Consider the following 26,778-nt stretch of genomic DNA (forward strand, 5'->3'; position numbering starts at 1 on the left):
CCGCCCGCTTCCCTAGGCTCTCGTCATGAGCTCCGACGACTTCCGCACCATCCCCGTCGACGAGACCTCGCGGTCGCGCCTCGCCGACGGCGGGCTCGACTACCGACTCGTCGACGTCGCATCCGAGGACTATCCGCGGTGGCTGCAGGTGGTCGCGCGCGGCTTCCTCGATCCCGAGAGCACCGACGAGCAGATCGCGGCTGCTCAGGAGCGCAGCGGCTATCGGCGCACGACGGGGGTCTACGACGCCTCCGGCCCGATGGCGGACTCGCCCGTCGCGTCGATCGCTTCGTGGGTCGCCGAGCTGACGGTACCGGGCGGGTCGAGCATCCCCTCGTGCGCGATCTCGGCCGTCACGGTGGCGCCGACCCATCGGCGTCGCGGGGTGGCGCGGGCCATGCTCGAGGGCGAGCTGCGGGCCGCGTCCTCCGCCGGGGTGCCCGTCGCGATGCTGACGGTGAGCGAGTCGACGCTCTACGGACGGTACGGCTTCGCACCGGCGGCCGCCGCGGCGACGTGGAAGATCGAGACCAAACGGGCCGCCTGGATCGGCCCGCGGCCCGAGGGCCGGCTCGACTTCGTCACGCGCGAGACGGCGCGCGAACTGCTGGCGCAGCTGCACCCCGGCGTGCGCGGGAGCGCCGCGGGCGAGATCGGTCTCGATCCGGCATGGTGGGACGGCTTCACGGGTCTGCGGCCCGGCGCGGAGCACGCGGGCGCCAAGCGTGCCGTGAGGTACGCCGACGCGACCGGCGAAGTGCGCGGGGTGGCGGTGTACACCGTGCGCGAGAACCACGACGACTTCACGAAGTCGACGGTCTCGATCGGCTACCTCGCGGCCGTGACCGACGACGCCTACGCCGCGCTCTGGCGCTTCTTCCTCGAACTCGACCTCATCGCCGAGGTGCATGCGGAACTGCTGTCGGTCGCCGAGCCGCTCCTGTGGATGATCGCGGACCAGCGCGCGGCGACGGTGACGGTGACCGATCACCAGTACGTGCGCATCCTCGATGTGCCGGTCGCGCTCGAGGCCCGCCGCTACGGTGCCTCGGGCGTCCTCGCCCTCGACGTGACCGATCCGCTCGGTTTCGCGCGAGGGCGATGGCTGCTGACGGTGGATGCCGCGGGCCACGGCTCTGTCGCCGCTCTCGACGGTGCGGCGCCCGCCGATGCCGTCGAGGTGGCACTCGGCATCGAGGAGCTGTCGGCGGTGTACCTCGGCGGAGTCTCGCTCGCGACTCTCGCCGCCGCGGGCCGCGTGTCGTCGAGCGATGTCGCCGCGGCATCCCGCGTCTTCAGCTGGCACGTGCCGCCGCGCCTGAGCATCTGGTACTGACCCGGGTCGCCTAGCCTTGAGGAGACATGGCGCATCTTCTCGGGGCGGAAGCCCTGCATCTCGAGTTCCCCACGCGCGTCGTCTTCGACGGCGTCTCCCTCGGCATCGACGAGGGTGATCGCATCGGCGTCGTCGGCCGCAACGGCGACGGCAAGTCCTCCCTGCTCGCGATGCTCGCGGGTCGCCTGGAGCCCGACAGCGGGCGCGTGACGGTCAGGGGCGGCGTCCGCGTCGGGGTGCTCGACCAGGCCGACACGATCGGCGACGTCGGGACGGTGGCCGAGGCCGTCGTCGGCGACCTGCCCGAGCACGAGTGGGCCGGGTCGGCCCGCGTGCGCGACGTCATCGCCGGCCTGCTGTCCGACATCCCGTGGGACGCCCCTCTCGCGGGGCTCAGCGGCGGGCAGCGACGTCGCGTCGCGCTCGCGCACCTGCTCATCGACGATTGGGACGTCGTGTTCCTCGATGAGCCGACCAACCACCTCGACGTCGAGGCGATCGCGTGGCTCGCCGAGCACCTCAAGCGGCGCTGGCCCGCGAGCCAGGGCGGTCTGCTCGTGGTCACCCACGACCGGTGGTTCCTGGACGAGGTGTGCAACACGACGTGGGAGGTGCACGACCAGATCGTCGAGCCCTTCGAAGGCGGATACGCGGCCTACATCCTGCAGCGCGTCGAGCGCGATCGGCAGGCGGCGTCGATCGAGGCGCGCCGGCAGAACCTCGCGCGCAAGGAGCTCGCGTGGCTGCGGCGGGGTGCGCCGGCCCGCACGTCCAAGCCGAAGTTCCGCATCGATGCGGCCAACGAGCTGATCGCCGACGTTCCCGAGATCCGCGACAAGACCGAGCTGCAGTCGCTCGCCGTGACACGCCTCGGCAAGGATGTCGTCGATCTGCTCGACGCCTCCGTGGCGTACGGCGACCGCGCCGTGCTGAAGGACGTCGAGTGGCGCATCGCGCCCGGCGAGCGCACCGGCATCCTCGGCGTCAACGGCGCCGGCAAGTCGACGCTCCTGGGGCTCGTCTCGGGCACCGTGGAACCCACGACGGGCCGCGTCAAGCGCGGCAAGACCGTGCAGGTCGCCACCCTCACGCAGCGGCTCGACGAGCTCGAAGATCACCTCGACGATCCGGTGCGGGTCGTGATCGCGGGTCTGCGCACGACCTACACCTTCGGTACCGGGTCGAAGGCGGCAGAGCTCACGCCGGGACAGCTGCTCGAGCGCATGGGGTTCTCGAGCGCGCAGCTGTCGACACCCGTGAAGGACCTCTCCGGTGGTCAGAAGCGTCGGCTGCAGCTGCTCATGATCCTGCTCGAGCAGCCGAACGTGCTGATCCTCGACGAGCCGACCAACGACCTCGACACCGACATGCTCGCCGCGATGGAGGACCTCCTCGACACGTGGCCGGGCACGCTGCTCGTCGTCTCGCACGATCGCTACTTCATCGAGCGCGTGACGGATCAGCAGTACGCGATCCTCGGCGGCCACCTGCGGCACCTTCCGGGAGGCGTGGACGAGTACCTCCGCCTGCGGACGAGGGAGCGGGACGCCCCCGCGACAGCGGTCGCGGCATCCGCCCCCGTCTCTGCACCGGGTCTGTCGGGAGCCGACCTCCGCGCGGCGCAGAAGGAGCTCGCGGCGCTCGAGCGCCGGCTCGAGAAGCTCGAGAAGCAGATCGCCGGCGCGAAGGCGGCGCTCGCCGACCACGATCAGTCCGACTACGCGGGCATCGGCGTCGAGATGGCGCGGATCGGCACGCTCGAGACGGAGCGCGACGACGTCGAGGAGCGCTGGTTCGCCCTCACCGAGCAGATCGGCTGAGGTTCAGCGCTTCGAGTGCCGTGACGTAAGGGGAATGCCGCGAGACAAGGAGCCGGACGCCGCGATCCTCCTTACCTCGGCATTGTCTCCTTGGCTCGCGCGCGCACGGTCGGCGATCGCCGAGGCGCATCAGTGCACGGCGTACTCGAGCAGGACGATCGCGATGCCGAGTGCCGCCGTTCCCGCTGCGCCGAGCAGTCGGATCACGATGTGCGCGCCGCGACGCCAGTACGCGACGTACCCGAGGACGGCCAGCACGACCCAGGTGACCCACATGGTCGCCTCGTAGGCGTCGTCGGCGCTGAGGCCGTTGATCCCGCAGACGATCAGCGCGATCGTGGCCGGCAGCGCGGCCCACAGCATGCCCGCGGCGTGCGAGACGGAGTGGGCGATGGATGCTCGAAGCCCCCGCTCCCCGTGATCGGTCAGCGTGTGCGCGAAGACGTGGGCGATGAAGAAGACGATCAGGGTCCAGGCGGCGGTGTTGAGCATCTCCCATGCGTCGTCGGCGTGGTCGGACGAGATCGTGACGAACGCGGCGAACACGATGAGTCCGTAGATCGCCGCGGGGCTGCGGAAACGCGCGTCCAGCCACGCACCCCAACGGGTCTTCTCCGGTGCCGGCTCGGTCACGCGTCGAACCCCAGGCTCAGCTTGCGCAGCAGGCCGGCGAGGCGCTCGCGATCGCCGCGCGACACAGCGCCGAGCAGCACGGCCTCGGCGTCCACGAGGCGGGTGATCGCGGCATCCACCCTCAACTGGCCATCCTCCGTCAGCGTCACGAGCACGCTGCGACCGTCGCCCGGATCGGCCTCGCGCCGCACGAGACGCCGCGCGACGAGTCGGTCGATGCGGTTGGTCATGGTGCCGCTCGAGACGAGCGTCTGCTGGAGGAGCTGCTTGGGGCTCAGCTGGAAGGGCTCGCCCGCGCGGCGCAGCGCCGACAGGACGTCCCACTCCCAGGATTCGAGGTCGCTGCGGCGGAAGGCGTCCTTGCGCGCGCGGTCCAGATGCCGCGACAGCCGATCGACCCGCGAGAGCACCTCGAGGGGGGAGAAGTCGAGGTCTGGCCGCTGGCGGGTCCACGCCTCGACGATCCTGTCGACTTCGTCGGACTCGTGCGGCATGTCTGCCATTCTGCCGGTCGGGGCGGATCGGCGTGCGATACCCCGTCTGGCAGACTTGACGGGGTCGCGCACGCGGCCGGTCCGCCGTGGTGTAACGGCAGCACGACAGCCTTTGGAGCTGTGAGGCCCAGGTTCGAATCCTGGCGGCGGAGCATGTCCCACACAAACACCCCCCTCGCCGTCGTCGTCCTCGCCGCCGGGCAGGGCACGCGCATGAAGTCCACGATGCCGAAGGTCCTGCACCCCATCGGGGGTCGCCCGCTCGTCGGTCACGTCCTCGCGACGGCCCGCGCACTCGCGCCGGAGTCGGTCGTCGTCGTGGTGCGGCACGAGCGCGACCGGGTCGCGGCCGCGGTCGTCGACCAGGAGCCCGCAGCGGTCGTCGTCGACCAGGACGAGATCCCCGGCACGGGTCGTGCGGTGGAGATCGCGCTCGCCGCGCTGCCCGGCTTCGAGGGCGACGTGCTCGTGCTGAGCGGCGACGTGCCCCTCCTCGAGGCCGAGACGCTCGGTGCGCTCATCGCCGCGCACCGTGCGTCGGCGGCCGCCGCGACCGTGCTGAGCGCCGTCGTCGACGACGCGCACGGGTACGGACGCGTGATCCGGGATGCCTCGGGCGCGGTGCTGCGGATCGTCGAGCAGAAGGACGCCACCCCCGACGAGGCGGCCGTCACCGAGATCAACGCGGGCGTCTACGTCTTCCGCGCGCCGGCCCTCCGCACCCAGATAGCGCTCGTCGGCACGGCGAACGCGCAGGGCGAGAAGTACCTCACCGACGTCGTCGGACTGCTGCGGAGCGCGAGCGAGTCCGTCGCGGCGTCGGCGGCTCCGGATGCCGCGGCCGCGCTCGGCGTCAACGACCGCGTCCAGCTGTCCGAGGCCGGGCGTCTGCTGAACGCCCGCACGGTGCGCCGCTGGCAGCTCGAAGGTGTCACGATCGTCGACCCCGCGACGACGTGGATCGATGTGACGGCCACGCTCGCGCCCGACGTCACCATCCTCCCGAACACGCAGCTGCTGCGTGCGACGGTCGTCGAGTCCGGCGCCGTCATCGGTCCCGACACGACCCTCGTCGACTGCGAGGTGGGACCGGATGCCTCGGTCAAGCGCACCGACGGCACCCTCGCCGTCATCGGCGCCGGAGCATCCGTCGGACCGTTCTCGTACCTGCGGCCCGGCACCTATCTCGCGGCCGGGGGCAAGATCGGCACGTTCGTCGAGACGAAGAACTCCACGATCGGCGAGGGCAGCAAGGTCCCGCACCTGTCGTACATCGGCGACACCACGATCGGCGCCCACGTCAACATCGGAGCCGGCGCCATCACGGCCAACTACGACGACATCGCCAAGCACCGCACCGAGATCGGCGACGAGGTGCACACGGGGTCGCACAACGTGTTCGTCGCGCCCGTTAGGATCGGAGACGGAGCGAAGACCGGGGCGGGGGCAGTCGTCCGAAAGGACGTCCCCGCAGGTGCCCTGGCCCTGAGCGTGGCCCCTCAGCGCAACGTCGAGGGGTGGGTCGAGACCAACCGACCGGGCACGGGTGCTGCGGATGCCGCGGCCAAGGCCCGGTCCGCAACGAAGGCGGACGATGGGTCGCAAGAACAAGACGATTGAACTCGATCGCGAACACGACATCGCACCCGGGCTCGTCGCCAAGACCAAGAAGCGCCTCGTCGTCGCTCGCGGCAGCTCGCACCCGGAGCTCGCGATCGAAGTCGCCGGGCACCTGGGCACCGAGCTCGTGCCGACCGAGTACCGCACGTTCGCGTCGGGAGAGATCCTCACGCGGTTCGAGGTGTCGATCCGCGGGTGCGACTTCTTCCTGATCCAGAGCTTCGGTCCGCCCGTCAACGAATGGCTCATGGAGACGCTCATCATGCTCGACGCGGCCAAGCGCGCGTCGGCGAAGCGCATCACCGTCGTCGCTCCCTACTACCCCTACTCGCGTCAGGACAAGAAAGGCCGCGGCCGCGAGCCGATCAGCGCACGCCTGGTGGCCGATCTGCTCAAGACCGCGGGCGCCGACCGCGTCATGAGCGTCGACCTGCACGCGGCGCAGATCCAGGGGTTCTTCGACGGACCCGTCGACCACCTGTTCGCCAAGCCCGTGCTGCTGGAGTACTTCCGCGACAACCTGAGCGCGGCCGACCGCGAGAAGCTCACGGTGGTCTCGCCCGACACGGGTCGTGTGCGCGTCGCCGACCAGTGGTCCGACAGCCTCGATGCGCCGCTCGCCATCATCCACAAGCGCCGCGACCCGAACGTCGCCAACCAGGTGACCGTCAACGAGATCGTCGGACACGTGGACGGACGCGTGTGCCTGCTCGTCGACGACATGATCGACACCGGCGGCACGATCGTGAAGGCGGCCGAGGCGCTCAAGGCCAACGGCGCCGAGCGCGTCATCGTCGCGGCGACCCACGCGATCTTCAGCGATCCCGCCGCGACGCGCCTGCAGAGCGATGCGATCGACGAGGTCGTCGTCACCGACACGATCCCGGTCCCCGAGGAGAAGCGCTTCTCGACGCTCACGATCCTTCCGATCGCGCCGCTGCTCGCGCGCGCGATCCGCGAGGTGTTCGAGGACGGCTCGGTGACGAGCATGTTCGGCGGGGATGCCTGAGCCGGCTCGTCACTGCTTCAAAGGTCGTTCATAGAGTCGTCCGTGAGGATGGTGGGACGCTCGCAGAAGGAGGACCATCATGATCCGCACCACCGCAGCATCCCGCACCGCCGTCCGTTTCGGCACGGTCGCGGCCGTCGGCTTCGCCGGCGCGATCGCACTCGCTGGCTGCACGTCACCGGCCACGACGGGTTCGGGGACGGATGCCGGGACGGACACCGGCACCGATTCCGGCTCGTCCACCACGACCTACACCGACGGCACGTATACCGCCGACGGCACGTACCAGACTCCTGAGTCGGTCGAGACGATCTCGGTCACCGTCACGCTCGCCGACGGCGTCGTGACGGCGGTCGACGTCGAGGGCGACCCGCAGAAGGCCGAGTCGGAGCAGTATCAGGCGAAGTTCATCGGCGGCATCTCGGACGAGGTGGTCGGCAAGTCCATCGACGACATCTCGGTGAGCCGTGTGGCGGGCTCGTCGCTCACGAGCGGCGGCTTCAACCAGGCGATCGAGACGATCAAGTCCGAAGCGGCCGCCTGATCACGATGGCGGGTCCCGCCGTCTGGCGCTTCGACGCGATCGGGGTGCCGTGGCAGATCGAGACGCCCGAGCCGCTCGATGTGATCGCGCGGCGCGCCGTCGAGGCCGTCATCGAGCACTTCGACGCGGAGTGGTCGCGCTTCCGGCCGGACTCGCTCGTCTCGCAGCTGGCCCGTGACGGCGGCGAGGTCGCGGCACCGGCCGACGCGGCCCCGATGCTCGAGGCCTACGCCGAGCTGTCCGCGGCCACAGATGGCGCCGTCAATCCGCTCATCGGCTGGGCGCTCGCGCGCCGGGGCTACGACGCGGGGCTCTCGCTCGTCGATCGCGGAGCCGAGCCGTCGCCGGACTGGCGGTCGCTGCTCGCGTGGGACGACGAACGGCTGCGGCTGCGGCATCCATCGGTCATCGACGTCGGCGCGCTCGGCAAGGGACGCCTCGTCGACCTCGTGCTCGATGCCGTCGGGAGCGACGACGTCGTGGTCGATGCGAGCGGTGACCTCGCCGTGCGCGGCGGGACCCAGCGGATCGGGCTGGAGCACCCCTTCGATCCGCGTCGCGCGATCGGCGTGTGGGAGATCCGGGATGCCGCGCTGTGCGCCTCGGCGACGAATCGGCGCGCGTGGGGCGATGGCCTCCACCACGTGCTCGATGCGCGCACGGGGGAGCCGGTGCGCACGATCGCGGCGACGTGGGCCGTGGCGCCCACCGCGATGCGCGCCGACGCGATCGCGACGGCGCTCTTCTTCGACGGCGGAGAGTGCCTCGCGCACGACTGGGGAGTCTCATGGGTGCGCATGACGACAGACGGTCGCGTCGAGTGGTCGCCCGGGAGTAAGGCAGAGTTGTTCACGTGATCGGATCCCTCACCGCCCTGTGGAACCGCGTGTTCGCGGTGCTCGGCCGCGTCTCGATGTACCGTCTCGTGCTGCTCTCGCTCGGCACGCTGGCCGTCATCGCGCTGGTGCTCTCGTTCTTCGGGCTCGTCGCGCCCGGCCCCCTCGAGCTGGTCGTGACGCTCGTCGTCCTGTCGATCGTGTGCTCGGGAGTGGATGCCGCGGCCCAGCGCGTCCTGAAACTGCCCTGGCGCATCGAGTCGTCGCTCATCACGGCGCACATCCTGCTGTTCGTGCTGCGCCCGACGCTCGACCTCGCCGGGATCGCGGGCATCGCGCTCGCGGGCGCCGTGGCCTCCCTCTCGAAGTACGTCATCGCATGGCAGGGACGACACATCCTCAACCCCGCCGCCGTCGGCGCGACCGTCCTCACGCTGGTGAGTCTCGCGGCGCCCGCTCTCGGCGCGCCGTCCTGGTGGGTCGGCACGCCGGCGATGGCCGGACCCGTCATCCTGCTCGGCATCGCCGTCCTCTGGCGCACCGAGAAGCTCCGTGTCGTGGCGGTGTTCCTCGTCGCAGCGGTCGCGGTCGCCGTCCTGCGCACGACCGCGCAGTACCAGGCCGCAGGAGTCTCCGTCCCGATCGGCGACGTCTTCTGGCCGATCCTGTGGTCGTCGCCCTTCCTCTTCCTCGGTGCGTTCATGCTGTCCGAGCCGCTCACGCTCCCGCCGCGCCGCTGGCAGCAGTTCACCGTCGCGGGCGTCGTCGGCGTGCTCGCCGGATGGCCCATCGACCTCGGCGCCATCAGTCTCGGCCAGGAGCGCGCGCTCATCATCGGCAACCTCGTCGCGTTCGCCTTCGCCGTCCGTTCGGCGGTGCGCCTGACGCTCGAGTCGCGCACCGACCTGACGCCGACCGTGCGCGAGCTCACTTTCCGGGCACGGCGGCCGCTGAAGTTCGTTCCGGGGCAGTATCTCGAGATCGAGGTGCCGCACCGCCACCCCGACGCGCGGGGCACGCGGCGAGAGTTCAGCATCTCGTCGGCGCCCGAGGATCTTCCGCTCGTGAAGGTCGCGTTCCGCGAGGCATCCGGGCCCGGGGCGAAGCCGCAGAGCTCGTTCAAGCGCGCCCTCGCGCTGGTCGAACCCGGCGCAGGACTGCCGGTGACGGGTGTCTGGGGAGACTTCGTGCTGCCCAAGCGCACGGCCGCTCCGCTGCTCATGGTCGCCGCGGGGATCGGCGTCACGCCGTTCGTGTCGCAGCTGCGGCAGGCGCAGGCGGCGCGCGAGGACCGCGACATCGTGCTCGTGTACGTCGCATCCGAGTCGTCCGAGCTCGTGTATCGCGCAGAACTCGAGGCGACCGGTGTGCCGACGATCGTGTTCACGCGCGATCGGCCCGCCGATCTGCCGCGGCACTGGGTCTGGGCGCAGGGCGTCCGACTCGACGCCGACGGCCTGCTGCGCGTCGTGCCCGACCTCTCGGCCCGCCACGCCTACATCTCGGGCCCGCCCGGCCTCATCGCCGACCTCGCGCCGGCGCTGGAGCGCGCGCGGTCGATCACGACCGACGCCTTCAGCGGCTACTGAGCGCTTTCCGCGCTATTCGCGCGGGCCAATTGCGGTCGGGCATCTCCGGGGCGTGTCCCACGACACGCCGCTACCGGCAGTCGATTCCGGCATGAACTGGGACATGCCTGGCTCCGGTGCCACGAGGTCAGGCTGCTGCTCCGGCGTGTCCCACGACACGCCGCTATGCGAGGCTCATTCCGATGTGAAGTGGGACACGTAGCGCTGGAAAGGGGACATGGCGGCCGCCCGAACCGAGATGACGCGCAGAGCGTGGGGAGCTCAGGATGCCGCGGGCTGCGCCGGCTTGACGGCCGGAAGCCGCAGCTCGAACGTCGTGTCGCCCGGTTCGCTGACGACCGAGAGCGACCCGTCGTGCGCCTCGGCGATCGCGCGGGCGATCGAGAGTCCGAGTCCCGTGCCCCCGGTCTTGCGCGCTCGGGAGCGGTCGGCGCGCGCGAAGCGCTCGAACAGCTCGTCGGCGAGGTCGGGATCGATGCCGGGGCCGTCGTCGTGCACGCGCACGACGGCCTCGTCGGCCTCATGCGCGACGCTCACGGTCACGGTCGTGCCCTCGGGCGTGTGCACCCGCGCGTTCGCGAGCAGGTTCGCGAGCACCTGCGTGAGGCGCCCGGAGTCGCCCGCGACGACGACCGGCTCGTCGTCGAGCTCGAGCACCCACTCGTGGTCGAGTCCCGCGGCCTGCGCATCGCCGACCGCCTCGATCGACAGACGAGAGAGATCGACGGATCCGTAGACGAGCTCCTGACCCTCGTCGAGCCGTGCCAGGAGCAGCAGGTCCTCGACGAGCGACGTCATCCGCAGCGACTGCGCCTGGATGCGCTCGAGCGACGACTCGGTCGTCTCGCTCAGCGAGCGGTCGCGCAGCGAGAGCTCCGAGTACCCGCGGATCGAGGCGAGCGGCGTGCGCAGCTCGTGGCTCGCGTCGGCGACGAAGCGTCGCATGCGCTCCTCGTTGCGCTGGCGCGCGTCGAGGGATGTCCCGACATGATCGAGCAGAGTGTTGAGCGCGAGCCCGACGCGGCCGATCTCGGTGCGGTCGTCGGTCTCGGCATCCGGAACCCGCTCCGTGATCGTGACCTCGCCCTGATCCAGCGGCATCGTCGCGACCCGCTCGGCGGTGTCGGCGACACTGCGCAGGGGGCGCAGTCCCGAGCGCACGACGAAGGCGATCGTCGCCGCGAGGAGCAGCAGGCCGCCGGCCGTCACGAGGGCCACGGTCGTGATGATCTGCGCGACGGTCGACTGGACCTCGCCCAGCGAGACGCCGACGACGGCGTAGTAGCTCTGGGACGGTACGCCCGTCACGCGGTACGAGCCGAGCGCCGAGATCGAGATCGAAACGGGGGAGGGGCCTGGCGCGGTGAAGGCGTCCACGACCTCCTGCAGCTGGTCAGCCGAGAGCTCGCGCACATCGCCCGGCTCAGCGACGAAGGCGCCGGTCGTGTTCAAAGACGACGACTGCAGGACGAGCACGGTGCCCCGCTCCTGCCATCCCTGATCGAGGACATCCTGCGCCGTGAGCTCCTCACCCGTCGGCGGGAACTGGCGCAAGAGGCTCTGCGCCGTCTCTGTCGCGGTCGACCGCAGCTTCGCGTCGAGATTCGTCTGCAGGATCTGACCGAGGATCGCGCTCGTCGCGAAGGCGATCGCGACGATGATGAACGTCACGATCCCGATGATCGTGACCATGAGACGCGACTGGAGGCTCCACCGCCTCCGTCGTGGAGCAGCGTCGGACGTCACTGCGGGGCCTTGATCATGTACCCGACGCCGCGGACGGTGTGGATGAGCGGCTCACGACCCGCGTCGATCTTCTTGCGCAGGTACGAGATGTACAGCTCGACGACCGACGAGCGACCGCCGAAGTCGTAGTTCCAGACGCGGTCGAGGATCTGCGCCTTCGAGACCACTCGGCGCTGGTTGCGCATGAGGAAGCGCAGCAGCTCGAATTCCGTCGCCGTCAGCTCGATCTCGGCTCCCGACCGCTCGACCTCGTGACTGTCCTCGTTGAGGGTGAGGTCGGCGACCCGCAGGATCGGCTCGGCGCCGCTCGCATACGCCGTGCCCGCGCGGCGCATGAGGCCGCGCAAGCGTGCGACGACCTCTTCGAGGCTGAACGGCTTCGTGACGTAGTCGTCGCCGCCGGCCGTGAGTCCTGCCACGCGGTCGCTCACGGCATCCTTCGCCGTCAGGAACAGCACGGGCACGTCGTCGCCGGACTGACGCAGCCGCTGCAGCACGGCCATGCCGTCGAGGTCGGGCATCATGATGTCGAGCACCATGGCGTCGGGGGCGAACTCGCGAGCCGTCTGCAGCGCCTGGAAGCCGGATGCCGCGGTCTTGACCTCCCACCCCTCCATGCGCAGCGCCATCGACAGCAGGTCGGTGAGCATCTGCTCGTCGTCGACCACGAGCACGCGCAGGGGGGTGCCGTCGGGACGGGTGAGGGCGGTGGCGGGCGTCGTCATGATCACATGATGCCCGTGTTCCTATGCGGTTCCTATGGAGCGGGCTATGCGCTCGCTGTGAGTCCGTGCCGCGGCATCCATCAGCGGTTCATAGGCTCCGCTGATCCGTCGCATCGACGGCGTCCCTAGCTTCGGTGTCGACGGCCCGAGGCGGGCCTGGAAGGAGCCGCATGTACGGCACGTATCTCCGGCGCGAGCTCGCCGGCCGCAAGAAGCAGACGATCATCGTGGCCGCGGGCCTCGCGGTCGCGATCGCCCTCGTCATCATCGTCAACTCGCTGGCCGCAGGGGTGCGGGATGCCCAAGCCCAGGCGCTCGCGTCGGTCTACGGGGTGGGCACCGACCTCACCGTGACGGGCGCTCAGGCCGAGCCCGGTCAGGGCGGGCAGCGATTCGACTTCGGAGAGGACGCCGGGACGACGGGCGAGGACGGCTCGACCGAGCTCAGCCAGTCGCGTCTCATGACCGAGCCGATGCGCTCGACCCTCGATGCGTCGATCCTCGACACCGTGTCCGGCGTCGACGGGGTGGCCGCGGCATCCGGCGCCCTCAGCCTCACCAACATGACGTTCTCGGGCGAGCTGCCGCAGCGCCCCGCCGAGGGCACCGACCAGACGCAGCAGGCGCCGCCGGAGGGCGGGGCGCAGGGCGGATTCGGCGGCGGGTCGTTCGGCGTCGACTCCGTCACGGTGCTCGGCATCGACCCCGCGGCGGACGCGGTGGGGCCCCTGTCGGCCGTGTCGGTCGACGACGGCCGCGCTCTGGAGTCGTCGGACGACGGCGCCTTCGTCGCCGTGCTCGACGCCACCTACGCCACGACGGCGGACCTCGGCGTCGGCGACACGATCGAGCTCGGCGGAACCTCGTTCGAGATCGTCGGTGTCGTCTCGTCCACGTCGAGCAGCGCGGACACCGCGTCGAACGCGTACATCCCCCTCGACGTGGCGCAGGAGCTCTCGGGCGCCGGCGACGTGCTCTCGACCGTGTACGTGCAGGCGGCGTCCGCCGACGGCATCGCGACCGTCCAGGCGGCGATCGAGGACGCGGTTCCGGATGCCACGGTCAGCTCGCAGTCGGACCTCGCCTCGACGGTGTCGGGCTCGCTCTCGAGCGCCTCGTCGCTCATCACGAGTCTCGGCACGTGGCTGTCGATCATCGTGCTCGCCGTCGCGGTGCTGCTCGCCGTGCTCTTCACGATCTCGGGCGTCTCGCGCCGCACGCGGGAGTTCGGCACGCTCAAGGCGATCGGCTGGTCCAACGGCCGCGTCGTCGGCCAGGTCGCCGGCGAATCCCTCGTCCAGGGCCTCATCGGCGGTGCCGTCGGCCTCGTGATCGGCCTCGCGGGCATCTGGGCGATCAATCTCGTCTCGCCGACGATCTCGACCGCTCCTGCGGCCGAGACGATGCCGGGCGGGCCGGGCGGCATGACGCAGGGCGGGGGCCCCGGCTTCCTGGGCGGCACCGCTCAGGTATCCGCGGACGTCGTGCTCAACGCGCCGTTCACCCTGTGGGTCGTCGTCGCGGCGGTCGGACTCGCCGTGGCGGCCGGCCTCATCGCCGGCGCGTTCGGCGGCTGGCGCGCAGCGCGGCTCAGCCCGGCCGAAGCCCTCCGATCGGTGGGGTGAGGCATCCATGACCAGTCAGAACATCATCCGTGAAGGAGACACCGTGTCCATGACCCAGACCCAGCAGCCGCCCGTGGAGGCGCCGCTCGCCCGCCTCTACCGACTCGCAGACGTCACGCGCACCTATCGGCAGAAGGATCGCGTCGTGAAGGCGCTCGCCGGCGTCGACCTCGAGATCGCGGCAGGCGAGTTCGTCACGATCCAAGGGCCGACGGGCGGCGGCAAGTCGACGCTCCTGCAGCTGCTCGGCGCTCTCGACCGCCCGAGCACGGGCGCCGTGCAGCTCGGCGAGATCGACATCGCGACGGCATCCAACGCCGAGCTCGGGCGCATCCGCGCGAGCGAGATCGGCTTCGTCTTCCAGGGGTTCAACCTCATTCCGACCCTGACAGCCGCCGAGAACGTCGACATGGCGCTCGAACCGCTCGGTCTGGCTCGGACCGAGCGCGCGGAGCGCGTCGCCGAGGCCCTCGCGCACGTCGGGCTCGCCGATCGTGCCGATCACCGGCCGGGCGAGCTGTCGGGCGGTCAGCAGCAGCGCGTCGCGATCGCGCGCGCGATCGTCAAGCGCCCGCGCGTCCTTCTGGCCGACGAGCCGACGGGCAACCTCGACGAGAGCATGCGCGACGAGATCCTGGCGCTCCTGGAGGGGCTCAACGCCGAGGGGCTCACCCTCATCGTCGTCACGCACGACTCGGCGGTCGCCCGCCGCGCGTCGCGCCGGCTGCGACTCGAGAAGGGGACCGTGCGCGACATCACGCGCTGAGCGCGTCAGCCCGCGGAGCGGGCGAAGGCGGCCATCCGGTCGAACGCGGCGTCGAGATCCTCGTCGACGACCTGCGCGTCCGGATGGCCGTCGTAGTACGCCAGGATGCCGCGCGCGCCCTCGTCGAAGGTCACGGTCGTCTCGAACTCGGGCACGAGTGCGCGCACCTTGGCGTTGTCGAACACCATCGAGTGCGCCTTGTCTCCGAGAAGCGTCGGGCCGAGCTCGGGGCGGAAGGCGGCGATCGCGTCGCTCGTGACGTGGACGAGATCGGGGTCGGCGACGCCCGCGGCATCCGCCAGCCACCCGTAGATGCTGTTCCAGGTCGGGGCGTGGTCGCCCGTGATGGTGAACGCCTCGCCGATCGCGGCGGGGTTGCCGAGAAGCCCCGTCACGGCGACCGCGACGTCGTCGGCGTGCGTGATCGTCCACTGCGTCGTGCCGTCTCCGTGCACGACGACGGGCTTGCCCGCCCGCATGCGGGCGATGTCGGTCCAGTGACCCATCGTCGGGAGCAACTGCCGGTCGTAGGTGTGCGACGGGCGGATGACGGTGACCGGCAGATCCCGTTCGGCGTGCGCCCGGAACAGCAGGTCCTCGCAGGCGATCTTGTCGCGCGAGTACTGCCAGAACGGGTTCACGAGCGGTGTCCGCTCGGTGACGGGCAGGTGCGACGGCGGCTTCTCGTACGCCGACGCGGAGCTCACGAAGAGGTACTGGCCTGTGCGACCCTCGAAGACGCCGAGCATGTTCTCGACGTGTTCGGGCACGAACGACAGGAAGTCCGCGACGACATCGAACTCTCCGCCGCCGAGCGCCTCGCGAAGCCCTGCGGGATCGCGCACGTCGGCGACGACCTCGCGCACGCCGTCGGGGACGGGCCGGCGTGCCGTGCCGCGGTTCAGGACCGTCACGTCGTGACCGCGTTCGAGCGATCGGCGCACGCTCGCCGCGCTGATGGTTCCGGTTCCGCCGAGGTAGAGGATGCTCGTCATGACCCTCACGATACGGTGCCGACCGTAGGCTGAACGCCATGTCCGTCATCGACACCGCCGTCTACGTCGAGGGCGCCGCAGTCACCCGCGGTGCGAGTCCGGCCGAGGCGATCGCCGACGCCCGCGCGCGCGGCGGGATCGTGTGGATCGGCCTTCGCTCGCCCGAGCCCGCCGAGCTCGAATCCCTCGTCGAGCCGTTGGCGCTGCATCCCCTCGCCGTCCGCGACGCCCTCCGCGGCCACGAGCGCTCCAAGCTCGAGGAATTCGGCGACATGGTCTTCCTCGTCCTGCAGCCGGCGCGCTACATCGACGAGACCGAACGTCTCGAGTGCTCCGAGGTCGATCTGTTCGTCGGCCCGGACTACGTCGTCACGGTCCAGAGTGACGACCTCATCGACCCGGCGCGCATGCGCGATGATCTCGAAGACCACCCCGAAGTGCTCCGCAAGGGGACCTTCGGCATCGTGTGGGCGATCATGTCGGCGGTGATCGGCGGATACGCGCCGGTGCTCGACGGCGTCGAGAACGACATCGACGAGATCGAGGAGGAGATCTTCTCCGACAAGCCCAAGGTGTCTCGACGCATCTTCAGTCTCCAGCGCGAGGTCATCGATCTGCAGCACGCGACCGACCCTCTGCGCGACATGCTCGACCGCCTCCAGGACGTCGTGCGCGCATCGACGCACACCGCCGCCGCGCCCGCCTTCCATGATCTCGACGACCGCGCCCGGCACGTGATCGACAAGGTGCACGGCCTGCGGCAGACGCTCGACAACGCGCTGACGGTGCACGCGAGCCTCGTCGACCAGCAGAGCAACGAGGAGATGCGCCGGATGACGGAGTTCGGGCTGCAGCAGAACGACCAGGTCAAGAAGATCTCGTCGTGGGCGGCCATCCTGTTCGCCCCGACGCTCGTCGGCACGATCTACGGCATGAACTTCGACAACATGCCTGAGCTCCACTGGACGTACGGTTACTACGTCGCACTCGGCCTCATGGTCGCGACGAGCGTCACGCTCTACATCGTCTTCAAGCGCAAGGACTGGCTGTAGGGCGCTACTTCGTCTCGCCGGTCGTCCCCGGCGGGAACGCGAGCGCGGGTCCGCCCTTCAGCGTCGCGTCGAGCCACCTCACGAGCAGTCCGTTCGACAGCGCGAGCTGCGCTCCCCGCGGGATGGCGCCGCGGTCGCAGCCCAATCCGAAGAACGACGACGAGTCGAGGAAGCCGCAGTGGTACCCGCCGGTGATCGACACGAAGGCCGACGGCGAGGGAGCGGCGGCGAAGATCGAGCGCGTGGATGCGGGGCGCACGACCGTGTCGGAGGAACCGACGACGAAGAGCGACGGGGCGGCGATGCCGGGCGCCGCAGCGACGGCCGAGGGCCGGGTGTCGGCGGCCGCGAGCGTCGCCACGGCGTCGATGCCGGGCGCGCGGGATGCCGCGAGGACCGCGGCACCGCCGCCCATGGAGTGCCCGGCGACGGCGTCCAGCGCGCGATCGGCGTTCGGCAGCGTGCGCTGAGCCCACGTGATCGCCACGGTGAGGTCGTCCGCGAACGACGAGTGGCTGGGCAGGAGCCCCGTCTGCGTGTTGGGAGCGATGACGATGTAGCCGCTGGAGGCGAGCGCTGCGAGCGTCGACTGGTAGCGGCTGGCCGACTGCGTGAAGCCGTGGCCGAACCCGATGACCGGATAGACGCCCGGAGCCGTGGGCTGGACGAGGCGTGCCGAGAAGCGGCGGCCGTTCTCTGAGACCGTGACCGTGGTGGTCGCGACCGGGAGCCCGGCGACGACGGCTGACACGGCGGCAGGTGACGCGAGCCCGGTCTGTGCGGACGCGGCCGCGGGGGCGAGGAGGAGTGCGGCGGCGACGACGGCGGCGCCTGCCAGCTTCGCGGTGCGGTTCATGCCGCGATCGTAGGTCGAGCCGCGCGCCGTCGAAAGGGCTTGCCCGCGCCGGAGCGATTCGGTAGCGGCGCCGCCGATGTCGGCTGCGCTCGCTATGGTGGCGCACATGAACGTCGAAGGTCTCCGCTCCGCCCTGCCCTCGGCCGTCGTCGCGCCCGGCGACGACGGCTGGGACGCCGCCCGACTCTTCCACTCCGGCATCGGCGAGCCCGACGCCGTCGTGCGCGCTCGATCGGTCGCCGACGTGCAGGCCGCGGTGCGCTGGGCGTCGGCGGTCGGTGCGCCGGTCATGGTCCGGGGCGGCGGGCACAGTGCGTGGGGGAGTGTGCCCGGCGGACTCACGATCGATCTCTCGGCGCTCGCCGACGTCGCCGTCGACGGCAGCCTCGTGAGCGTCGGCGGCGGTGCGACGTGGGGCGCGGTCGCGCATGAACTCGCCGCGCACGGCCTCGGCGTCAGCTCCGGTGACACGGCCTCGGTCGGCGTCGGCGGTCTCACCCTCGGCGGCGGGATCGGCTGGATGGTGCGTGCGTGGGGCCTCGCATCCGATCAGCTCGAGAGCGCGCAGCTGGTGACGGCGGCAGGTGAGGTCGTCGAGGCGACGGATGCCTCGCATCCCGATCTCCTCTGGGCCCTGCGCGGTGGCGGCGGCAACGTCGGCGTCGTCACGCGGTTCGACTTCCGCGCGCACGCTCTGCCCTCGGTCGTCTTCGCCACGCTCGGCGTCTCGGGCGACGCGCGCCCCGTCCTGCGCGCGATGCGCGACGCTCTCTCAGACGCGCCGCGCGACCTCACGGTCACGTTCATGGATGTCCCGCCGATGGACCCGAGCGCGCCCGAGGGGGCGACGATCACGGCGTGCTGGATCGGCCCCGACGAGATCGCCGCGCGTGCGGCGCTCCTTCCGCTCCTCGCGCTCGAGGGCGTGACCGAGATCGATCTCGGTGTCCGGGCGTACCCCGACATCCTCCTCGACGCTCCCGACTTCGACCCCGCTCAGCCGATGCCGGGGTTCGTCGGCGGCAACGCGCTCATCGCCGACCTCGGTGACGACGCGATCGACCGCCTCGTCGCCTTCCGCGAAGCGCATCCCGCCTCGGTGCTGTTCCTGCGGTCGCTCGGCGGCGCCTACGGCGATGCGGCCCAGGATTCCACGGCCTTCGCCGCGCGCGATGCGACATGGTTCGCGATGGCCGGCGCCTTCGACATCCCGGGCATGCTCGACGACGACGAGCGCGCGGCGGCGGTCGCCGAGTGGGATGCCATCGAGCCCCTGGGTGTGGGCGTCTACGGAAACTTCACGACGTCGATCGATCCCGATTGGGTGCCGCGGATGTATCCGCCCGCGACGCTCTCCCGCCTGACCGGGATCAAGCGCGCGTGGGATCCCGAGAACCTCTTCTCACGGAACCACAACATCTGCCCATGACCGGACGGCGCTTCGCTCGCCGCGCGCAGACGTGCGCGGCGGGCGAAGAACAGCCTCAGTGGGTGTCTTCCGCCTCGACCTCGGTGCGGTCGCCCGACCACAGGGTGTGGAACGTGCCGGGCTTGTCGATGCGCTTGTACGTGTGGGCGCCGAAGAAGTCGCGCTGCCCCTGGATGAGGGCGGCGGGCAGCCGCTCGGCGCGCAGGCCGTCGTAGTACGCGAGCGACGACGAGAACGCGGGCGCCGGGATGCCGACCTTCGCCGATGTCGCGACGATCTCGCGCCACGCGTCCTGCGCGCGCGTGAACACGTCGACGAAGAACGGCGCGGTGAGCAGGACGGGAAGGTCGGGAGTCTCGGCGTAGGCGTCGGTGATGCGGTTCAGGAACCGGGCGCGGATGATGCAGCCTCCGCGCCAGATCGCGGCGATCTTGCCGAGGTCGATGTTCCAGTCGTACTCGGCGGCGCCGGCGCGGATCTCGTCGAAACCCTGCGAGTAGGCGACGATCTTCGACGCGTAGAGCGCGAGGCGCACCTGCTCGATGAACGCGTCGGGATCCTCCGCCGTGAAGCCCTCCGTCGGGCCGGGCAGGTCGCGCGAGATCTCGCGTTGCTCCGGGTGCGACGACAGCGAGCGGGCGAAGGTCGCCTCGGCGATGCCCGAGACCGGGGTGCCGAGCGACAGCGCGGTCTGCACCGTCCAGGCGCCCGTGCCCTTCGCCCCGGCCTGGTCGAGGATGACGTCGACGAGGGGCCGGCCGGTCGCGGCATCCACCTGCCTGAGAACTTCGGCGGTGATCTCGATCAGGTACGACTCGAGCTCGCCCTTGTTCCACTCGGCGAAGACCTCGGCGATCTCGGCCGGCGTCTTCCCCGTGCCGCGGCGGATGAGGTCGTACGCCTCGGCGATGAGCTGCATGTCGGCGTACTCGATGCCGTTGTGCACCATCTTGACGAAGTGGCCCGCGCCGTCGTGGCCGACGTGCGTGACGCACGGCTCGCCCTCGGCGATCGCCGCGATCGAGCGCAGGATCGGGCCGAGCGTGACCCACGACTCGTCGGAGCCGCCGGGCATGAGCGAGGGGCCGAGCAGGGCGCCCTCCTCGCCGCCCGAGACGCCCATGCCGACGTAGTTGATACCCGTCTCGCGGACGGCCTTCTCACGTCGGATGGTGTCGGTGAACAGGCTGTTGCCGCCGTCGACGATGATGTCGCCCGGCTCGAAGACGCGGACGAGCTCGTCGATCACGGCATCGGTCGGGCCCCCGGCCTTGACCATGATGATCGCCGTGCGCGGCTTGACGAGCGATGCGGCGAACTCCTCGTACGAAGCGGTGGAAACGAAGCCGGCTTCGGGATGCTCCGTGACGAGCTCCTCGGTCTTGGCGTGTGTGCGGTTGTACACGGCGACCGTGTTGCCCTCACGACTCGCGAGATTGCGGGCGAGGTTCGACCCCATCACCGCGAGCCCGACGACTCCGATGTTCGCTGCCTGCTCGGTCACGTGCACTCCTCAAGACGCTGTGTTCGGGGGATGCCCCCAGCCTAGAGGTTCGTCCGCGGGGGCGCCGGGCGGCGCGTCACAGAACGGCGGCGGTCAGTCCTGGCGGTAGCCCGAGCGGCCCATCGACCAGAAGGCTCCGACGACGCCGAAGAAGCCGACGAGCGTGATGAGACCGATGACGCCCAGGAGCAGGTTCGATGCGAGCTGGCTGTCGATCATGGGAGTCCTCCGTGGGGCGTACAGGGTGCGTTCCTCATCGTAGCGGGGCCGCTGGTAGACTTGACGCTGAACTTCGGCGAGGGATCGCTCGAGCCGCCGCATCGGCCGGCTCGGAGCATCCGTGATCGACGCGGTGTTGCAGGCTTCACGGCTTTCCTCACGCGTGCGCGTTCGAGTCGAAACCAGACCTCACAACCCTGCAAGGAGAACACCATGTCGACTGAGACCGACACCAAGGTCCACGCCGAACTCCGCGAGAACTTCGGCAAGGGCTTCGCCCGCCGCCTGCGCGCGACCGGCCAGATCCCCGCCGTCATCTACGGGCACGGCACCGACCCCGTGCACGTCGCCCTCCCCGGTCACCAGGTCGCCCTGCTGATCCGCAAGGCGAACGTCGTGCTCGAGCTCGACGTCAACGGCACCGAGCAGCTCACGCTGGTCAAGGACGTCCAGAAGGACCCCGTGCACCAGATCATCGAGCACATCGACCTCCTCGTCGTGAAGAAGGGCGAGAAGGTCCAGGTCGACGTCCCGATCGTCGTCCTGGGCGAGCCGTTCGCCGGCACGATCGCCAACCTCGACAACGCGACCGTCGCGCTCGAGGTCGAGGCCACGCACATCCCCGAGAACATCGAGGTCGACGTCGAGGGCCTCGAGGACGGCACGCACATCACCGCCGGCGACCTGAAGCTCCCGAAGGGCGCGTCCCTCGTCGCCGACGCCGAGCTGCTCATCGTCGCCATCTCGGTCCCGGCTGCGACGCTCGCCGCCGAGGACGAGATCGCCGAGGCTGACGCCGAGGTCGCGGCCGAGCAGTCCGAGGAGTCGGCCGAGGCCGCCGAAGAGGCCGCCGAGTAATCTCAGCAGCAGACACCGCGCGGATGCCGCGTCGTCACCGGTCACCGGGGCGGCGCGGCATCCGTCGTCTGCGGCGGTGCCGCTCTGAAAGGATGGATGCATGGCTGAGACGTGGATCGTCGTCGGGCTGGGCAATCCTGGTCCCCGCTACGAGGCGACCCGGCACAACATCGGTCAGATGGTCGTCGACGAGCTCGCTGCGCGTCGCGGCGAGGGCTTCAAGGCCCACAAGGCGCACGCGCGCGTCGCAGAGACGTGGCTGCGCCCCGGCGGCGCGAAGATCGTCCTCGCGAAGCCGAATTCGTTCATGAACGTCTCGGGTGGGCCCGTCGCGGGGCTCGCGAAGTTCTACGGCGTCGACCCCGACCACATCATCGTCGTGCACGATGAGCTCGACATCCCCTTCGACACCATCAAGCTCAAGACCGGGGGCGGGCACGGCGGCCACAACGGCGTACGGGATGTCGCGAAGGCCCTCGACACCCCGGAGTTCCCGCGCGTGCGGGTCGGCATCGGGCGCCCGATGGGACGTCAGGACGCCGCGGACTGGGTGCTCGACCCGTTCGGCGCCGCCGAGCGGAAGAACCTTCCGATCCTGATCGACGATGCGGCCGACGCGGTCGAGCAGCTCATCGCCGAGGGGCTTCTGGCGGCGCAGCAGAAGCATCACGCTCCGCGCGACTGAGCACTCACCCGCCGATCGACGACCCTGCCGCGAAGCCCATCGCCAGGCTCGCCTGCACGGCGACCGCGAACACGATCGGGCCGAGGGTCGCGGCGATGACCGCGACGATCGCGGGCACACGACCGCGGTTCTTGACGATCGCGATGATGCCCTGCACGAGCGCCCAGATGCCCAGCGCGGTGCCGACCCAGAACGCGATCTCGCCGAGGAGGACCTGATCGCGCACGGGTGTCAGCACCGACCAGTCGAAGTCGGCGTCGAGGGGGCGCAGCGCGATCTCGCGGCCGGCGCCGGTTCCGATGGCGAAGCCGGCGATGGCTGCCACGATCGGCGTGACGACGGCGGCGACGATCGCGGCGAGCAGGGCGACGAGTCCGAGCGTGGAGGAGGGCCGCTCCGCGACCGGCGCCGCGGGGAGGTCAGCGGGGCGCGCAGCGCCTCCCGGGTACGTGTACGGCGCAGCGTACGACGCCGGCGCGGGCCCCGCGTATCCGGGTGGGGGAGCGTACCCCTGGGGAGGTGCGTAGCCCTGCGGTGGCGCGTAGCCCTGCGGTGGCGCGTAGCCCTGCGGTGGCGCGTAGCCCTGCGGGCCTACCGGCGCGGCGCTCGCGTGCGAGGCGGGGCCAGGGGGCTGCGGCGCCCGCTCCTCGGAGACGGGAGCTGCCGGCTGCTGCGGAGGCACGGGCGCGGCCGGGCGCGCGGGAAGAGGCGGCACGGGCGGCACGACGGGATCGCTCACGGCTTCATCCTATGAGCGACGCGGCGGGGTGTCCGTGGTGCGCCGTAGACTTCTGCGGTGACAGTTCCCGGGATCGTCCGCGCCCTCGAGCAGGCGGACTCGTTCCAGGATGCCGGGGCTGCGGCATCCATCGACGCCGACTTCTCCCTCGTCGAGGGGCTCGCCGCCCCGATGCTCGCGGCTCTCCTCGAGCGGCGTCGGCGGGCGGGCAAGCCCGGTGTGCTGCTCGTCGTGACACCGACCGGGCGTCGCGCCGATGCGCTCGGCCCCGCGATCGGCTCCGTGCTGCCGGGCGCCGAGGTGCTGCACTTCCCCGCGTGGGAGACCCTGCCGCACGAGCGGCTGAGCCCGTCCGCCGAGATCGTGGGCCGTCGCCTGGAGGTGCTCGGCCGTGTCGCGAGATGGGATGGCGAGACGCCGCTCGTCGTGACGGCATCGGTGCGCGGCGCGATCCAGCCGCTGGCGGCGGGTCTCACGGACATCGCACCGATCGCACTCGAGATGGGCGGCCGCGGCCACGACCTCGGCGACGTCGCACGGCGGCTGGTCGAGCTCGCCTACCACCGTGTCGACATGGTCTCGCGCCGCGGCGAGTTCGCGGTGCGCGGCGGCATCCTCGACGTCTTCTCGCCGACCGCACCTCATCCGTACCGCGTCGAGTTCTTCGGCGACGAGGTCGACCAGATCCGAGCCTTCTCGGTCGCCGACCAGCGATCGCTGCCCGGCGACGTCCCGGCGGTCGAGCTCATCGCGAGCCGCGAGCTGCTCCTCACCGAGGCGGTGCGGGCGCGCGCCCTCCAGCTGAAGGACGAGTTCCCGGGCCTGCGCGGCATGCTCGAGAAGATGAGCGAGGGCATCCCGGTCGAGGGGATGGAGTCGCTCCTCCCGGCGGTCGTCGATCGGCTGGTGACGCTCGTGGAGTATCTGCCCGAGTCCTCCGCCGTCGCCCTGGTCGACCCGGAGCGCTCCGTCACCCGCGCCATGACGCTGGGCGAGACCAACCGCGAGTTCCTCGAGGCGGCGTGGAGCGCCGCGACGGCGGGAGCCGAGACGCCCATCGACCTCGGAGCGGGCGACTTCGTGACCCTGCCCCGGCTGCGCGACGACGCGCATGCGCGCGGCGACGTGTGGTGGACGCTCAGCGCGTTCGACTCGGGGGCGGCCGATGCCGCCGCTGAAGGCCTCATCGACGCCGACATCGATGTCGCACTCGAAGCGGCGGCGGTCGTCCGCGTGCCGGGGGCGGCGGTGCCGTCCTTCCAGGGCAACGTCGACGGGGCGATCGGCCACGTCGGCTCGCTGCTCGCCGACGGCTGGCGGGTCGTGGTCGCGGCATCCGGAATCGGACTCGTCGAGCGCGCACGCGATGTGCTCGCTGACCGCGGCATCGCGGCGCGCAAGGTCGATGATCTGCTCGCAGCCCCCGAACCGGGCGTCGCGCACGTCGTCCTCTCGACCCTCGAGCGGGGCTTCGAGTCCGCCGACGCCAAGCTCGCGGTGCTCACCGAGACCGAGTTCTACGGCCGCACGATCGGCGGCGACCAGAGGGTCGTCAAGAAGCTCGCGTCGCGACGCAAGAACGTCGTCGACCCGATCCAGCTGAAGGCGGGCGACACCGTCGTGCACGCGACGCACGGCATCGGCCGCTTCGTCGAGCTCACGCAGCGCGAGGTCTCGAGCGGCGGCCGCAATCCGGTCAAGACGACGCGCGAGTATCTCGTGCTCGAGTACGCGCCCTCCAAGCGCGGGTTCCCGGGCGACAAGCTCTTCGTGCCGACCGATCAGCTCGATCTCCTCTCGCGCTACGTCGGCGGCGAGGCGCCGACCCTGTCGAAGATGGGCGGCAGCGACTGGGCGCAGGCGAAGGGCCGCGCCCGCAAGGCCGTCCGCGACATCGCGGTCGAGCTCGTCAAGCTCTATTCGGCGCGCATGGCGGCCAAGGGCTACGCGTTCGGCCCCGACACGCCCTGGCAGCGCGAGCTCGAAGAGGCGTTCCCCTTCGCCGAGACGCCCGATCAGCTGCAGACGATCGACGAGATCAAAGCCGACATGGAGAAGCCGATCCCGATGGATCGCCTGCTGTCGGGCGATGTCGGCTTCGGCAAGACCGAGGTCGCCGTGCGCGCCGCGTTCAAGGCCATCCAGGACGGCAAGCAGGTCGCGATGCTCGTGCCGACGACGCTCCTGGTCAAGCAGCATCTCGAAACCTTCACCGAGCGGTTCGCCGGGTTCCCGGTCAAGGTCAAGGCGCTCTCGCGGTTCCAGACCGACAAGCAGGCGCGCGAGATCCTCGCGGGGCTCGCCGACGGCACGCTCGACATGGTGATCGGCACGCACCGCATCCTGACCGAGAAGGTGATCTTCAAGGACCTCGGCCTCATGATCATCGACGAGGAGCAGCGCTTCGGGGTCGAGCACAAGGACGCCCTCAAGAAGCTCAAGACGAACGTGGACATCCTCGCGATGAGCGCGACGCCGATCCCTCGCACGCTCGAGATGGCGGTCACGGGCATCCGCGAGATGTCGACGCTGCAGACGCCGCCCGAGGACCGGCATCCCATCCTCTCGTTCGTCGGCCCGCGCAACGACAAGCAGATCGCGGCCGCCATCCGTCGCGAACTGCTGCGCGAGGGGCAGATCTTCTTCGTCCACAACCGTGTGCAGTCCATCCAGCGGGTCGCGGCGGAGCTGCAGGAGCTCGTGCCCGAGGCGCGGATCGCGGTCGCGCACGGCCAGATGGGCGAGCACGCGCTCGAAGAGGTCGTCGACGCGTTCTGGGAGCGCCGGTTCGACGTGCTCGTGTGCACGACGATCGTCGAGACCGGCCTGGACATCTCGAACGCAAACACGATCGTCATCGACCGCGCCGACAAGTACGGTCTGTCGCAGCTGCACCAGCTGCGCGGCCGTGTGGGGCGCGCACGCGAGCGCGCGTACGCATACTTCCTCTACGACGAGATGAAGCCGCTCTCCGAGACGGCGGCGGACCGTCTCGAGACGATCGCCGTCAACAACGACCTCGGCTCGGGCATGCAGGTCGCCCTCAAGGACCTCGAGATCCGCGGCGCGGGCAATCTGCTCGGCGCCGAGCAGGCCGGGCACATCGCCGGCGTCGGGTTCGACCTCTACCTCCGCATGATCGGCGAGGCCGTCTCGGCATTCCGCGGCGACGAGATCGAGGGGCCCACCGAGCTCCGCCTCGAGCTGCCCGTGCAGGCTCGCATCCCCGACTCCTATATCGACAGCGAGCGCCTGCGGCTCGAGGCGTACCAGAAGCTGTCGTCCGCGGCATCCATCTCGTCCAAGGACGACGCCCTCGACCTCGTCATCGAGGAGCTCACCGACCGCTACGGCGACCCGCCCGCCGAGGTCGGCGGCCTGCTCGCCGTCGCGCGTCTGCGGCGTCGTGCCGCCAAGGCGGGGCTCGCGGACGTCGTCGCGATGGGGCCGAACCTGCGGCTCGCACCTGCGAACCTGCCCGACTCGATGCGTGTCCGGCTGCAGCGTCTGCACCCGAAGGCGAAGGTCGTCGCGGGCGGCGAGGCGCTCGTCGTGCCGCTGCCGACGGCGGGGGGCGAGGCGGTGGCGGATGCCGATCTCATCGCGTGGGTCGCCCAGCTCATCGACCAGCTGTGGCCCGTGAAGGACGCCGCGCCCACGACCGCCGACTGACGCGCGGATCCGGCCGAGGACTCTGT

General features: G+C 70.7%; 23 protein-coding genes and 1 tRNA gene. 15 read left to right on the forward strand and 9 right to left on the reverse strand.

The window, feature by feature from the left end; all coding sequences use genetic code 11:
* Positions 1 to 25 precede the first annotated feature (25 nt).
* Entirely contained in the window at positions 26 to 1,336 is a 1,311-nt protein-coding gene (locus ACTIFV_RS07640; RefSeq protein WP_439592175.1) for a GNAT family N-acetyltransferase, read from the forward strand.
* A gap of 26 nt (positions 1,337 to 1,362) precedes the next feature.
* Entirely contained in the window at positions 1,363 to 3,156 is a 1,794-nt protein-coding gene (locus tag ACTIFV_RS07645) for an ABC-F family ATP-binding cassette domain-containing protein (protein WP_439592176.1), read from the forward strand.
* A gap of 129 nt (positions 3,157 to 3,285) precedes the next feature.
* Here the strand turns inward: ACTIFV_RS07645 and ACTIFV_RS07650 are convergent, their stop codons facing one another.
* A complete protein-coding gene (locus ACTIFV_RS07650) occupies positions 3,286 to 3,789 on the reverse strand; it encodes a hypothetical protein (protein ID WP_439592177.1) in 504 nt (167 codons plus the stop codon).
* The gene (locus ACTIFV_RS07655) at positions 3,786 to 4,283 is read right to left on the reverse strand and encodes a MarR family winged helix-turn-helix transcriptional regulator (RefSeq protein WP_439592178.1); all 498 of its coding nucleotides are present in this window, start codon (positions 4,281 to 4,283) and stop codon (positions 3,786 to 3,788) included. Before ACTIFV_RS07655 ends, ACTIFV_RS07650 begins: the two co-directional genes overlap by 4 nt.
* A gap of 80 nt (positions 4,284 to 4,363) precedes the next feature.
* Here ACTIFV_RS07655 and ACTIFV_RS07660 point away from each other — a divergent pair.
* The 6 genes from ACTIFV_RS07660 (at position 4,364) to ACTIFV_RS07685 (ending at position 9,881) form a co-directional block, all read left to right on the forward strand.
* Positions 4,364 to 4,435: transfer RNA gene (locus ACTIFV_RS07660), tRNA-Gln, on the forward strand.
* 1 nt (position 4,436) lies between these two features.
* On the forward strand, positions 4,437 to 5,903 hold the full coding sequence (gene glmU / locus ACTIFV_RS07665) for a bifunctional UDP-N-acetylglucosamine diphosphorylase/glucosamine-1-phosphate N-acetyltransferase GlmU (protein WP_439592179.1): 1,467 nt from the start codon (positions 4,437 to 4,439) through the stop codon (positions 5,901 to 5,903).
* Positions 5,878 to 6,912 carry a ribose-phosphate diphosphokinase gene (locus ACTIFV_RS07670; protein WP_439592180.1) on the forward strand — a complete coding sequence of 345 codons (1,035 nt, stop codon included), beginning with the start codon at positions 5,878 to 5,880 and terminating at the stop codon, positions 6,910 to 6,912. The genes glmU and ACTIFV_RS07670 overlap by 26 nt, the downstream gene beginning before the upstream one ends.
* Positions 6,913 to 6,991: 79 nt before the next feature.
* A complete protein-coding gene (locus ACTIFV_RS07675) occupies positions 6,992 to 7,456 on the forward strand; it encodes an FMN-binding protein (RefSeq protein WP_439592181.1) in 465 nt (154 codons plus the stop codon).
* 5 nt (positions 7,457 to 7,461) lie between these two features.
* Positions 7,462 to 8,313 (forward strand): FAD:protein FMN transferase, encoded by an 852-nt coding sequence (locus ACTIFV_RS07680; protein ID WP_439592182.1) that lies wholly within the window; start codon positions 7,462 to 7,464, stop codon positions 8,311 to 8,313.
* The gene (locus ACTIFV_RS07685; RefSeq protein WP_439592183.1) at positions 8,310 to 9,881 is read left to right on the forward strand and encodes an FAD-dependent oxidoreductase; all 1,572 of its coding nucleotides are present in this window, start codon (positions 8,310 to 8,312) and stop codon (positions 9,879 to 9,881) included. The genes ACTIFV_RS07680 and ACTIFV_RS07685 overlap by 4 nt, the downstream gene beginning before the upstream one ends.
* Positions 9,882 to 10,142: 261 nt before the next feature.
* On the opposite strand, the gene ACTIFV_RS07690 is transcribed toward ACTIFV_RS07685, so the two are convergent.
* Positions 10,143 to 11,573, reverse strand: coding sequence for a sensor histidine kinase (locus ACTIFV_RS07690; protein WP_439592184.1), 1,431 nt, complete (start codon positions 11,571 to 11,573; stop codon positions 10,143 to 10,145).
* A gap of 50 nt (positions 11,574 to 11,623) precedes the next feature.
* Positions 11,624 to 12,352, reverse strand: coding sequence for a response regulator transcription factor (locus tag ACTIFV_RS07695; RefSeq protein ID WP_439592185.1), 729 nt, complete (start codon positions 12,350 to 12,352; stop codon positions 11,624 to 11,626).
* A 170-nt stretch (positions 12,353 to 12,522) separates the two neighbouring features.
* Here ACTIFV_RS07695 and ACTIFV_RS07700 point away from each other — a divergent pair, with 170 nt between their 5' ends.
* Positions 12,523 to 13,977: an ABC transporter permease gene (locus tag ACTIFV_RS07700; RefSeq protein WP_439592186.1), complete on the forward strand. Its 1,455-nt coding sequence runs from the start codon at positions 12,523 to 12,525 to the stop codon at positions 13,975 to 13,977.
* A gap of 49 nt (positions 13,978 to 14,026) precedes the next feature.
* The gene (locus ACTIFV_RS07705) at positions 14,027 to 14,743 is read left to right on the forward strand and encodes an ABC transporter ATP-binding protein (RefSeq protein ID WP_439592187.1); all 717 of its coding nucleotides are present in this window, start codon (positions 14,027 to 14,029) and stop codon (positions 14,741 to 14,743) included.
* 5 nt (positions 14,744 to 14,748) lie between these two features.
* Here ACTIFV_RS07705 and ACTIFV_RS07710 read toward each other — a convergent pair whose 3' ends face one another.
* Positions 14,749 to 15,738: an NAD-dependent epimerase/dehydratase family protein gene (locus ACTIFV_RS07710; protein ID WP_439592188.1), complete on the reverse strand. Its 990-nt coding sequence runs from the start codon at positions 15,736 to 15,738 to the stop codon at positions 14,749 to 14,751.
* 38 nt (positions 15,739 to 15,776) lie between these two features.
* Between ACTIFV_RS07710 and ACTIFV_RS07715 the strand changes: the two genes are divergently transcribed.
* A complete protein-coding gene (locus tag ACTIFV_RS07715; RefSeq protein ID WP_439592189.1) occupies positions 15,777 to 16,790 on the forward strand; it encodes a magnesium and cobalt transport protein CorA in 1,014 nt (337 codons plus the stop codon).
* Between the two features lie 4 nt (positions 16,791 to 16,794).
* On the opposite strand, the gene ACTIFV_RS07720 is transcribed toward ACTIFV_RS07715, so the two are convergent.
* Positions 16,795 to 17,646 (reverse strand): dienelactone hydrolase family protein, encoded by an 852-nt coding sequence (locus ACTIFV_RS07720; RefSeq protein WP_439592190.1) that lies wholly within the window; start codon positions 17,644 to 17,646, stop codon positions 16,795 to 16,797.
* A gap of 106 nt (positions 17,647 to 17,752) precedes the next feature.
* Between ACTIFV_RS07720 and ACTIFV_RS07725 the strand changes: the two genes are divergently transcribed.
* Positions 17,753 to 19,075: an FAD-binding oxidoreductase gene (locus ACTIFV_RS07725; protein WP_439592191.1), complete on the forward strand. Its 1,323-nt coding sequence runs from the start codon at positions 17,753 to 17,755 to the stop codon at positions 19,073 to 19,075.
* Between the two features lie 55 nt (positions 19,076 to 19,130).
* On the opposite strand, the gene gndA is transcribed toward ACTIFV_RS07725, so the two are convergent.
* Both gndA and ACTIFV_RS07735 read right to left on the reverse strand, forming a co-directional pair.
* Positions 19,131 to 20,579: an NADP-dependent phosphogluconate dehydrogenase gene (gene gndA / locus ACTIFV_RS07730; protein WP_439592192.1), complete on the reverse strand. Its 1,449-nt coding sequence runs from the start codon at positions 20,577 to 20,579 to the stop codon at positions 19,131 to 19,133.
* 93 nt (positions 20,580 to 20,672) lie between these two features.
* Positions 20,673 to 20,798 (reverse strand): hypothetical protein, encoded by a 126-nt coding sequence (locus ACTIFV_RS07735; RefSeq protein WP_439592193.1) that lies wholly within the window; start codon positions 20,796 to 20,798, stop codon positions 20,673 to 20,675.
* Between the two features lie 213 nt (positions 20,799 to 21,011).
* On the opposite strand from ACTIFV_RS07735, the gene ACTIFV_RS07740 reads away from it, so the two are divergent.
* Together ACTIFV_RS07740 and pth are read left to right on the forward strand one after the other, a co-directional pair.
* Positions 21,012 to 21,656 carry a 50S ribosomal protein L25/general stress protein Ctc gene (locus ACTIFV_RS07740; protein ID WP_439592194.1) on the forward strand — a complete coding sequence of 215 codons (645 nt, stop codon included), beginning with the start codon at positions 21,012 to 21,014 and terminating at the stop codon, positions 21,654 to 21,656.
* A gap of 100 nt (positions 21,657 to 21,756) precedes the next feature.
* Positions 21,757 to 22,341 carry an aminoacyl-tRNA hydrolase gene (gene pth, locus ACTIFV_RS07745; protein ID WP_439592195.1) on the forward strand — a complete coding sequence of 195 codons (585 nt, stop codon included), beginning with the start codon at positions 21,757 to 21,759 and terminating at the stop codon, positions 22,339 to 22,341.
* A 4-nt stretch (positions 22,342 to 22,345) separates the two neighbouring features.
* On the opposite strand, the gene ACTIFV_RS07750 is transcribed toward pth, so the two are convergent.
* Complete coding sequence (locus ACTIFV_RS07750; RefSeq protein ID WP_439592196.1) at positions 22,346 to 23,080, reverse strand: hypothetical protein; 735 nt, start codon at positions 23,078 to 23,080, stop codon at positions 22,346 to 22,348.
* A 57-nt stretch (positions 23,081 to 23,137) separates the two neighbouring features.
* Here ACTIFV_RS07750 and mfd point away from each other — a divergent pair, with 57 nt between their 5' ends.
* The gene (gene mfd / locus ACTIFV_RS07755; RefSeq protein WP_439592197.1) at positions 23,138 to 26,752 is read left to right on the forward strand and encodes a transcription-repair coupling factor; all 3,615 of its coding nucleotides are present in this window, start codon (positions 23,138 to 23,140) and stop codon (positions 26,750 to 26,752) included.
* Positions 26,753 to 26,778 lie beyond the last annotated feature (26 nt).

The organism is Microbacterium sp., from assembly GCF_051860965.1.
Lineage (GTDB): Bacteria > Actinomycetota > Actinomycetes > Actinomycetales > Microbacteriaceae > Microbacterium.

What these genes read in the sequence shown, in the direction of transcription:
- glmU (WP_439592179.1), top strand. Translation starts at nt 4,437, where the DNA reads ATGTCCCACACAAACACCCCCCTCGCCGTCGTCGTCCTCGCCGCCGGG.
- ACTIFV_RS07705 (WP_439592187.1), top strand. Translation starts at nt 14,027, where the DNA reads ATGACCCAGACCCAGCAGCCGCCCGTGGAGGCGCCGCTCGCCCGCCTC.
- ACTIFV_RS07740 (WP_439592194.1), top strand. Translation starts at nt 21,012, where the DNA reads ATGTCGACTGAGACCGACACCAAGGTCCACGCCGAACTCCGCGAGAAC.
- ACTIFV_RS07690 (WP_439592184.1), bottom strand. Translation starts at nt 11,573, where the DNA reads ATGGTCACGATCATCGGGATCGTGACGTTCATCATCGTCGCGATCGCC.
- ACTIFV_RS07695 (WP_439592185.1), bottom strand. Translation starts at nt 12,352, where the DNA reads ATGACGACGCCCGCCACCGCCCTCACCCGTCCCGACGGCACCCCCCTG.
- ACTIFV_RS07715 (WP_439592189.1), top strand. Translation starts at nt 15,777, where the DNA reads ATGTCCGTCATCGACACCGCCGTCTACGTCGAGGGCGCCGCAGTCACC.
- ACTIFV_RS07670 (WP_439592180.1), top strand. Translation starts at nt 5,878, where the DNA reads ATGGGTCGCAAGAACAAGACGATTGAACTCGATCGCGAACACGACATC.
- ACTIFV_RS07645 (WP_439592176.1), top strand. Translation starts at nt 1,363, where the DNA reads ATGGCGCATCTTCTCGGGGCGGAAGCCCTGCATCTCGAGTTCCCCACG.
- ACTIFV_RS07735 (WP_439592193.1), bottom strand. Translation starts at nt 20,798, where the DNA reads ATGATCGACAGCCAGCTCGCATCGAACCTGCTCCTGGGCGTCATCGGT.
- ACTIFV_RS07710 (WP_439592188.1), bottom strand. Translation starts at nt 15,738, where the DNA reads ATGACGAGCATCCTCTACCTCGGCGGAACCGGAACCATCAGCGCGGCG.
- ACTIFV_RS07675 (WP_439592181.1), top strand. Translation starts at nt 6,992, where the DNA reads ATGATCCGCACCACCGCAGCATCCCGCACCGCCGTCCGTTTCGGCACG.
- ACTIFV_RS07640 (WP_439592175.1), top strand. Translation starts at nt 26, where the DNA reads ATGAGCTCCGACGACTTCCGCACCATCCCCGTCGACGAGACCTCGCGG.
- ACTIFV_RS07725 (WP_439592191.1), top strand. Translation starts at nt 17,753, where the DNA reads ATGAACGTCGAAGGTCTCCGCTCCGCCCTGCCCTCGGCCGTCGTCGCG.
- ACTIFV_RS07680 (WP_439592182.1), top strand. Translation starts at nt 7,462, where the DNA reads ATGGCGGGTCCCGCCGTCTGGCGCTTCGACGCGATCGGGGTGCCGTGG.
- ACTIFV_RS07720 (WP_439592190.1), bottom strand. Translation starts at nt 17,646, where the DNA reads ATGAACCGCACCGCGAAGCTGGCAGGCGCCGCCGTCGTCGCCGCCGCA.
- pth (WP_439592195.1), top strand. Translation starts at nt 21,757, where the DNA reads ATGGCTGAGACGTGGATCGTCGTCGGGCTGGGCAATCCTGGTCCCCGC.
- ACTIFV_RS07700 (WP_439592186.1), top strand. Translation starts at nt 12,523, where the DNA reads ATGTACGGCACGTATCTCCGGCGCGAGCTCGCCGGCCGCAAGAAGCAG.
- ACTIFV_RS07655 (WP_439592178.1), bottom strand. Translation starts at nt 4,283, where the DNA reads ATGCCGCACGAGTCCGACGAAGTCGACAGGATCGTCGAGGCGTGGACC.